Origin of the sequence: Pseudoflavonifractor intestinihominis (assembly GCF_040096055.1) — a bacterium.
GTDB classification, from domain to species: domain Bacteria; phylum Bacillota; class Clostridia; order Oscillospirales; family Oscillospiraceae; genus Pseudoflavonifractor; species Pseudoflavonifractor intestinihominis.
The window spans coordinates 1-713 of sequence record NZ_JBBMFK010000067.1 but is presented as its reverse complement, the minus strand read 5'-3'; the positions used below and the strand labels follow the sequence as shown (position 1 = coordinate 713).

The 713-nt window shown below is 55.8% G+C and carries 1 rRNA gene; it reads left to right on the top strand.

Going from position 1 to position 713, the window contains the following annotated elements:
• A 23S ribosomal RNA gene (locus WMO64_RS17035) occupies positions 1-713 on the top strand; the annotation flags it as partial.

The window sequence follows — 713 nt, the reverse complement described above, 5'->3', positions numbered from 1 at the left end:
TGGGCGTCAGCTCAGATGGAGTCGTCCTTGGGATACCACCCTTGATTTGCTGGTTTTCTAACCTGCGGCCCTGAATCGGGTCGGGGGACACTGTTAGGTGGGCAGTTTGACTGGGGCGGTCGCCTCCAAAAAGGTAACGGAGGCGCTCAAAGGTTCGTTCAGCACGGACGGAAATCGTGCATTGAGTGTAAACGCATAAACGAGCCTAACTGCGAGACCGACGGGTCGAGCAGTAACGAAAGTTGGAGTTAGTGATCCGGCGGTATGCAAGTGGAAGTGCCGTCGCTCAACGGATAAAAGCTACCCTGGGGATAACAGGCTGATCTCCCCCAAGCGTCCACAGCGACGGGGAGGTTTGGCACCTCGATGTCGGCTCGTCGCATCCTGGGGCTGAATTCGGTCCCAAGGGTTTGGCTGTTCGCCAATTAAAGCGGCACGCGAGCTGGGTTCAGAACGTCGTGAGACAGTTCGGTCCCTATCTGTTGCGGGCGTAAGAGACTTGAAGGGAGCTGTCCTTAGTACGAGAGGACCGGGATGGACGTACCTCTGGTGCACCAGTTGTCCTGCCAAGGGCATAGCTGGGTAGCTATGTACGGACGAGATAAACGCTGAAGGCATCTAAGCGTGAAACTCCCCCTAAGATGAGGTCTCTCACTCTTCGTGAGGTAAGGCTCGATGTAGACTACATCGTTGATAGGCCGGAGGTGGAAGTG